This is a genomic window from Vreelandella arctica, from assembly GCF_037070215.1.
Lineage (GTDB): Bacteria > Pseudomonadota > Gammaproteobacteria > Pseudomonadales > Halomonadaceae > Vreelandella > Vreelandella arctica.
Window position 1 is genome coordinate 20106 of the sequence record NZ_JBANSN010000040.1, and the last position, 7702, is coordinate 27807.

Genomic DNA, 7702 nt, shown 5'->3' on the forward strand with positions numbered 1-7702 from the left:
CCAAAGGTAACCTGGGGTATTATTAGGTAGATTAATAAAGCTACTAAATGAATATATTTCATAGTTTATAACTCAGGCCGTCTGCTTTCTAAACCAGTACATTCATCGATCACTCTATCTGTGAATTCGATTCTCATTGGTATAGGGAAGCTATTTGAACCTGCATAGCTTATGTTCTTGCAAGGGTTTTCAAAGTAAGCTGTGACATTGCAGGTAGTGCCATTACAGTTCTGCTCGTAAGCTACTCGAAAGCATTTACTGCCGCTGAAATCCTCTATAACAGTTGTTTTAGGTACAGTAGTGTTCAAGCCGCCACTGACGACATTTGAGTGAGGGCCTGTATGACGTGAACCATCTGACTTCTTTACCGTGTCATAGACAACTCGGTAGCCTTGGTCTTGGCAATAAAAGTTATATCTGAGGTAATCGACGCAGCTAGGGCAGGGGTCGCTTGTTATAGTTAAAAGGTGATCGCCATTATCACATGTCGGTATTTTTATTCCCGTCACCTCAAGTTTTCTAGCGCAGCTAAACTCTTCGGAGTCTCTTCTTACCTCACACTCCCGAGATTCAGGCTCACAAGTAACGAGTCTTGTTGGTATATCGACCACGCAGGAATCGGTTGTGATTTTATCCGGCTTACATTCTCCACCAGCATTGATGTCAAGAAAATCAATTGTCCTTGGGTCGTTGGGGTCACATGAAACTGGAATATCACCTTCACTGAAAAGTTGGTTTATTTGATTGCCGAGACACTTTGAACGATCATCAGCAAAGTTGCTGCCACGTTCAAAAGTAGGGTTGTCGCGAACATCACTAATTGTATTTGACGGGTGATTGGGATCTTGATTGACTCTATCATTCCCTTGTTGACGCATATCATTGCCGCCCCATGCGTCCCCGTGAAGTTGGTGCATGGTCATGGTGCAGGATGATGAGGAGCATTCGGCCTCGACTCGGTATGCCCCGTACAGGTTGCCTCCGCTGAAGGCCGCCTCTCCCCCGAGTGGGATTTCTCTTGTGACGGTATAGCGATCCTCGCTACACCGTATCCCCTGAGTTAGGGCGTCACATACCGATACACTGATTCGATCAAGCTCACCACTGTCGCTTTGTTCACACTCTTCGATAAAGACTCGGATGCCCCCTGCAGTGAGCCGAGCCCCGTCGCGACATCTGAAGTTTCGCTGCTGTTTCTGTTTAACTTGTAGCCCCACCTCCCCTCCAAGCTCACCTGAGGTTTTCGTATCCTCAAGCCCCAGGCTCGATGTAGCAGAACGGAAGGCGTTGCTTGGGTTGAAGTCTCGAGCCCAGGCCCCTCCAGCGTTCATACCCGCTTGGTTAGGGGTGGCTATAGCCACCTCGCTCAAGGGCATAAAAGCTGCGAAAGCAGCCCCCATGGCAAACAATTTTAAGCAAGAGCCCTTTGGCATGTCACTCCTCCCAGAGATGATCAATATTCTGTCCCGCGGGACCAACAGCCGGCCCCATTGGCGTGTCGTAAACTTCACGGTCGGTGCCTTGATACCGGTCGCGGAGCCGTTGTGCGTTGCGCTCAGCTAGCTCGTCGCTCAGCGATTCCCACTGTGCTCCCGCAATGCCGCTCTGCTCAGGAGCGCTTTCGGCACCCTCGCCCTTGAGCGCGTTGATATAAACCTCGGCATTGCTGGCACCGCCTTTGTTGAATTGCTCTAAGGCATATAGGGCAGTTACTGACCCTTCTGCCTTCCAGTAATCGTCTGGGTTGCCCTTTGGGCAGCCATGGTACTCAAGCTGCTGGCCATCGATTTCACCGATTTGGCGCTTGGCGGTCTGACACACGCCCATGGGATCTTCCTTGGCAAGGACAATCGTGGGCACGGTTTCGATCTCGTAAGTATCGAACAGTCGCGGGTCGATCTGGATCGGTGCTGTCATGCCTCCAGGACGTAGTACCTTCAGCAAGCGCTCCATGGTGAAGTCACGGAGCGTCATACCTGGCTCTACTCCACGCAGAACCAGCTCGCCTCCTGCTCTGGCTGCATCAAGCGCATAGCTACGAATCAAGCTTTCGGGCATTGAAAATGAGATGAAGAAATACAGCCGATCCTGTTCACCAAGGTCTAACGAATCCCTCAATGCTTGCCATTCAGCAGCCATTTCAGGGTCTGCGATTCCACCTGTCTGGCCTTGAGCCCGAACGTTTTCTAGCATCTCAGTGCCGGCTGCTTGGCCTGCAGTTGATCCGCTTGTGCCCGCGCCCATCGCCTCCAGGATTGCCTCAGGGCTCCTCTGGCCAGCGAATAGGTCGCTAGGCGCCTGTGACCCTTGAAGAGCAGAGAAAGCGTCTTGAGCGGCCTCTACGGGTGTTTGTTGGCTTAACGCCGATGTGTTGAATAGCGTCAAAGTAATAGCGGTCAGAGTGCGCAGCATTGCTTACCTACCCAGATCAAGAATGCGGAATCAGTACGAACAGCGGTGTTGGCGGGAGGCAGCATCCCCCAGCGGAACTCGGACATTCCAAGAACAGCAGTTTGGTTGCTGGCAACTGGGGCCACCGGATCAATCCGGTATTGGCTGCGAATCATGTTCGGCAGGTAAACGGACTGGCATTCAGCCCAAGGGCCGGTCGTTGATAACAGGCCCGCCATGCGCGTCTTACGCTGCATATACTTGCCAAGGATGTGGAGATTCCCACCTTGGGGGGAGCTGTGAGTCGTGCTTGAGCCAGTAAGGGGATAGACGACGCCCTGCGAGCCCTGACACCAGAACATCATGTCTAGGGGGCGACCCGCTGCAGAAGCTACGGCGTCAGGGATACACGAGAGAGCGCCAACCGGATTGGCGAAGAGAGCTGACTCTGGAAATGCGATAGATGTCCAAGTGTCATCCTGCCAAGTGGCGTCGACCTCAGTGAGGTCTGCAAGGTTAAACCCGGAGGTGTTCATACACCCCAGCGAACTCATCATGTTGAGTACACTGAACAGAGGGTAGATATACCAGTGGATTTGCATCCTGGTAACGCTGCTATCTCCACGTCCCGAGCCATACGTTTGGTTAGAAGTCAGGGAGTCGTATCCGGTTAGTACCTGCGTGCCACCGAGAGTCGACATACAGCCGGGTGTTCGCGCCACTTCAGCGAGGAACGTTGGTTCCCAGAACGTCATGCCGATCCCTGGCATGTCGATGCCATAGGGCCCTGGACATAAACAGATTGGGTCCATGTGCATAAGGGAAGGATTAGACCCACCGCCCATGGAAATTCCGGCTACCGTTACCGGAAACATGTTGTTCCAGTTCGCGTCGTTGATGGGATTGAAAATCTCTCCCCGGCATGCGGCAGAGCTCGATAGCGGGGATGCACTATAGGCGCTCCCCGTTGTGAGGGCTGCAACAGTCAGAACAGAGAGTAGTAACCTCTTCATGGCAGGTGTTCCTCCAAGGTGGTGACATCGTAGGGATAGGCGAAATGGGTCACTTCGATTACGTCAGGCTGACTGTCCCGAACGCCGGCTAAAGAGGGGGTGTGGGTAATGCCCAGCCGATCGAAATGCCACTCCTCTGCGAAGTACACAGCTTGGCCAAGATCCGACGCCAAACTGCCTGGATCTCCTGCTGTGACGATTACTGTTAGGTTGGCTGGGTGTCGGGCCTTTAAGGTCATGGCCAGCTCACGCTGATCATCGGCTCGTAGATCAACAACGAGGAGCCAATTCTCTGGCTGTATGTGCTCGAGGGGGTTGACCTTGGTGCCGGCCTCATAGATGACTCCCCATTGGTATGTACCATCGGGTTGCCGCTTCAAGGCTTCGATGTCTTCACCCAGCGTATAGGACGGATCTACGAAGTGAGTTTCGGTGTGCTCGGCTATCGGGACGAACCAATCGGGGATGTCTCTCGTATGATTTTGAGCCTGCCCTGCTAGGTGCTCATTAACGGAGTCCCAGTCGACACCATGGGCCTCGGCTACGATGGCAAGCCGCATGTCTGGCTCTACGATCTCCCAAGTAGGGCCAAGTACACCCAGGTCCTGATCTGAGGCAAATGTGACAGTGGATAAAGCAGCTCCTGAGAGTGCTACCGATAACGCTGCAATTTTACTATACTGTACTACGGTTTCCATGTTTAAGGCGTTCCAATCTGCGGTATACGCTGCGCTCGGTCATGTTCGCTGCGGCTGCTATCTCAGCGGGCGAAAGGCCTTCGCAGTGAAGGGCCAGCAGGTTTTCATGAGACAGCTCAGTTCGAGCTGAGCGTTTGGGTAGGTCGATGAGGTGCACTGAAGCCATCGAAGTGGTCTCAACGAAAGCCTCAGGGTCAATGTCGATTTCGTCGTTGAACTCTTCAGTGAAACCAGGAATCTGTTCAGCCATCAGATCGAACTGCTCAGCCCTGGGTTCGCTATCAGCCTGACCGGCTTTGTGAACGGTCACTGGTAGGATGGTATGGCGGCGCCATGTGCTGACCGCAAGAAATGCCGCCTCACCAGCATATTTCATGATGGCGTCATGGGAATACGAAGGGTCATATTCTTTAGAGAACCAGGCTACGTATATTTCCTGTTTCATGTCCTCCTGCCATTGTCTGGGGATATGCAAACGGGCTGCCGTCCAACCAATAAGTCGCTGCATTTCAGAAGGCGGGTGACTTGCCAAATATTCATAGAGGTTAGCCATGCGTAACGCACTCCTGAACGACCTGATCAACACGCTCGAGAGGCATGGCTGCGAAATTAAGGTCAGCATTCCGACAACCCGTGGTCGTGTTGAGCGCAGCAAGACCGACAGTGACTTGGCTCGACGTATTGCTACTCTGCGAGACAATTACGGCATGACATTGGCCAAGGTCGCAGAGCACCTGAGCGGTAAGCTCGAATGTTCGATTTCTGTGGCATCCATTCACACCTGGACAGGGGGAGCGGTCCCTAGGAAGGTGGCCTATGACAAGGTGCTTGATGCCCTTGATGAGGTCATGGCCGAGCACGTCGCTATTGAAGGCGGCGCTTGGGTCGATTCCAAGGAGGTCAAAGCTACTGTGGATCGCTGGATGGAAGTGATGACCCCACGCCAGATAGCCGTGGCTGCTGACGAGGCTGTTACCTCTGTGCGCAGTTGGGCCACAGGCAATCACCGTGTTCTGCGTACCAAGTGGAGACGAGTTGTTCCCCTGGTTGAACAGATGTGTGAGATCATCAAAGCACAGCATATCGAGACCTAGTGCCCTTATGCTTGATGTTGTTGCTCACGCTGATGGCTTAAAGCCTCAGCGTGAGGTTCGGCCTCAGCTTCTCCAGCTAAGGAGTTAGTTCCAGCGCCTAGTTCCTGCTGTTTCGCCTCCTGTTTTTTCTTTCGTTCCTCCTCCCTCACAAACCGCTTGAATTCACGGTCTCTGTCCATGACATTCGTGAGCATCAGGTCGACCAGATCGTTATTGGCCACTTTCTCGCCGAATGTCTGCTGGTACAGCTCCTTGTACAGCTCAAGCCGACCGAGGGTTGACTCTGGTAGCTGCAACGGGAATTGTTTTTTGGGGTCGTGCTCTATGCGTCCGATGAGCATTGCTTACTCCTGGGTTATGATGTAGCGATGCAATCTTGCCGCTGTCCGAGCGGCGCTGGATAGGCAATAAGTATTAGAATTTGCTATCTGGTATAGTTCTATTTAACTAGAAACATGCTGAAAGCATGTGGGGAGAAAACTTGGATCAGGGGAATGACGATAAAGGCTTACGTAAGGTTATCGAGGCAGGGATACGGAAAAGTGGATCAGGCCCCAAAGATGGCCAGAAGGGAAAACCCAAAGGGCCAAGATCCGACTACCTGCAAATAGAGCCGGAAACACCTGGCTACAAACTCATTCAGGTAATCTTTGAGCGAGCTGTTAGCGAAGGACTGGCTTCCACTGACCTGGCCGAGCACCTTGGTATTGCGCCGAGCACGTTGAGCCACCTGAAAACTGGGCGAAGGCTAGCAAGTAGCCTGGGGCGAGATGTGATCGAAAAGTTTGCAGAATGGCTGAACTATCCAGTGCTTGCCGTTTTGATTCTGGCCGAGCAAGTGCGTTTGGAGGACTTCTACTCGCCCAGAAATGACCTGGATCGTGCCATCGATCGGGCGCTCCAGTTTATGGCTGATGATCCCGAATGGGGCGGGATGATGCCCAAGGATATTGAAGGCGCTTCAACACACATGAAATTATGGAGCGTATGGATGTATGAACGCGCCACAAAGACTCGCCTGATTCCGGGCGGGATCGATTACCTGGACCTCCTCAAAAGCATGGATGAATTCAGGGGTGAATATCCCAGTCAGAAATAAGACCTTCCCTGGCCAGGATTGTGTTGCAGTTGTCGATGTTGAGGGTGCTTAGGCCGGGGTGTAGGTTTGAGATCGCTGTGGCAAGGCAGTCTTAGGTCAAGGAAAGGGAACATCCCCCTAACTACCCTGATTTGATTATAAGGCCGTGAACCGTTCGAGTTATCCGTCACGGTCTCTCCCGCTCTATTCGCCTATCCCAAGAAATGATGATTCCAAATACTCGCAGGAATTACTTATAAGCACCTAATAATGGGCAATATTATAGACGCTCGCGTATCTTGTTTTGTGCGTAAATATTTCACTATCTGAATGGAAAAATGTGCATGCTGGTGGGCTTTGTTGCTGTGTTCACCGTTGCAGTTGTTCATAAAGTCAACGAGATCACATGAGCCGCTTCGCGGCTGAATACGAGGCAGGCCTCGATACGCCTAAATTTGATATAGCAGTAGGCGGAAAACCGCCCCAAGTCACTTCGTTGTACTGGGACTAGATAGCTAGCTGATAGGGGTAAAATGACCTTGTGGAGCGGTCGGTCTAGCACTCTACGAAAAGCACATGGGCCGCTTCGCGGCCGATCACGAGGCAAGCCTCGAAAGGCCTAGTATTTTCGATTGCTGAATCCCTAAGCCGCCCCGTTTCAACTTCGTTCTACCTTGTTATTATCTCCGTTGCTGCTCACGCATCGAAAGCGCCAGCATTGGGCGCGGTGGCATGGCCTCCCCATACCCCGACAAGCCCATTATCTCCGTTGCTGCTCACGCATCGAAAGCGCCAGCATTGAGTGCGGTGGCAAGGTCTCCCCATACCCCGACAAGGCTATTATCTCCGTTGCTGCTCACGCATCGAAAGCGCCAGCATTGAGTGCGGTGGCAAGGTCTCCCCATACCCCGACAGGAACACAACCACCGTGGATGTACACGCGCCGAAGACACTCGCTTTGCCAACAATGGCGTGCTTGGGATACCCCTAGATCATTAAATGCTTGTCGTAATTTTTGTTGCTTTCATGGCAGCTATTTCATGCATGAGGGATCAACCCTTCCCCACCCTTCTATACCTCTAGCTACTGCCGTTTGGTAACAGCCCTCTCCCCGGCACATGGATACCCATAGAGTGATGTTCCAATCACTGGGAATAGCGCTCTCTTGAATGGGGTAAGCGTATAGCTAGCACCCGTATTAATGATGCGATGCTTCAATGTACACGCCCATTGCGGTTTATATCTAACCCCACGCTAGGCCTGCTCAGATACGCATAAAAAAGGCTTGTAGAGTGACACTACAAGCCATATGCGTATTCCGGCGAACGTGACCGGTCATTCCGGTGATCGTGACCGATTTGCACACGGCCTTCACGCTGGAGAGAGTTTTGTACGCTGAGCGGTCACGATGGGTCAACCGATTCCGTT

8 protein-coding genes are annotated in these 7702 nt (G+C 52.4%); 2 read left to right on the top strand and 6 right to left on the bottom strand.

Annotation, left to right across the window (positions count from 1 at the left end):
- Nucleotides 1-65 precede the first annotated feature (65 nt).
- From V8L70_RS20665 to V8L70_RS20685, 5 genes are read right to left on the bottom strand one after another with little or no spacing between them, the layout of a single operon-like run.
- On the bottom strand, nucleotides 66-1433 hold the full coding sequence (locus V8L70_RS20665; protein WP_101146674.1) for a hypothetical protein: 1368 nt from the start codon (nucleotides 1431-1433) through the stop codon (nucleotides 66-68).
- A 1-nt stretch (nucleotide 1434) separates the two neighbouring features.
- Nucleotides 1435-2412 carry a type-F conjugative transfer system pilin assembly protein TrbC gene (locus tag V8L70_RS20670; protein WP_008957423.1) on the bottom strand — a complete coding sequence of 326 codons (978 nt, stop codon included), beginning with the start codon at nucleotides 2410-2412 and terminating at the stop codon, nucleotides 1435-1437.
- Nucleotides 2397-3404: a TraU family protein gene (locus V8L70_RS20675; RefSeq protein ID WP_101146673.1), complete on the bottom strand. Its 1008-nt coding sequence runs from the start codon at nucleotides 3402-3404 to the stop codon at nucleotides 2397-2399. The genes V8L70_RS20670 and V8L70_RS20675 overlap by 16 nt, the downstream gene beginning before the upstream one ends.
- Nucleotides 3401-4102, bottom strand: coding sequence for a hypothetical protein (locus V8L70_RS20680; RefSeq protein ID WP_008957425.1), 702 nt, complete (start codon nucleotides 4100-4102; stop codon nucleotides 3401-3403). Before V8L70_RS20680 ends, V8L70_RS20675 begins: the two co-directional genes overlap by 4 nt.
- Nucleotides 4080-4655 carry a helix-turn-helix domain-containing protein gene (locus V8L70_RS20685; protein WP_008957426.1) on the bottom strand — a complete coding sequence of 192 codons (576 nt, stop codon included), beginning with the start codon at nucleotides 4653-4655 and terminating at the stop codon, nucleotides 4080-4082. Before V8L70_RS20685 ends, V8L70_RS20680 begins: the two co-directional genes overlap by 23 nt.
- Between V8L70_RS20685 and V8L70_RS20690 the strand changes: the two genes are divergently transcribed.
- Entirely contained in the window at nucleotides 4654-5196 is a 543-nt protein-coding gene (locus tag V8L70_RS20690) for a hypothetical protein (RefSeq protein ID WP_008957427.1), read from the top strand. The genes V8L70_RS20685 and V8L70_RS20690 overlap by 2 nt on opposite strands.
- A 5-nt stretch (nucleotides 5197-5201) precedes the next feature.
- Here the strand turns inward: V8L70_RS20690 and V8L70_RS20695 are convergent, their stop codons facing one another.
- On the bottom strand, nucleotides 5202-5537 hold the full coding sequence (locus V8L70_RS20695; protein WP_008957428.1) for a DUF2274 domain-containing protein: 336 nt from the start codon (nucleotides 5535-5537) through the stop codon (nucleotides 5202-5204).
- 140 nt (nucleotides 5538-5677) lie between these two features.
- Between V8L70_RS20695 and V8L70_RS20700 the strand changes: the two genes are divergently transcribed.
- A complete protein-coding gene (locus V8L70_RS20700) occupies nucleotides 5678-6295 on the top strand; it encodes a helix-turn-helix domain-containing protein (RefSeq protein WP_139041534.1) in 618 nt (205 codons plus the stop codon).
- Nucleotides 6296-7702 lie beyond the last annotated feature (1407 nt).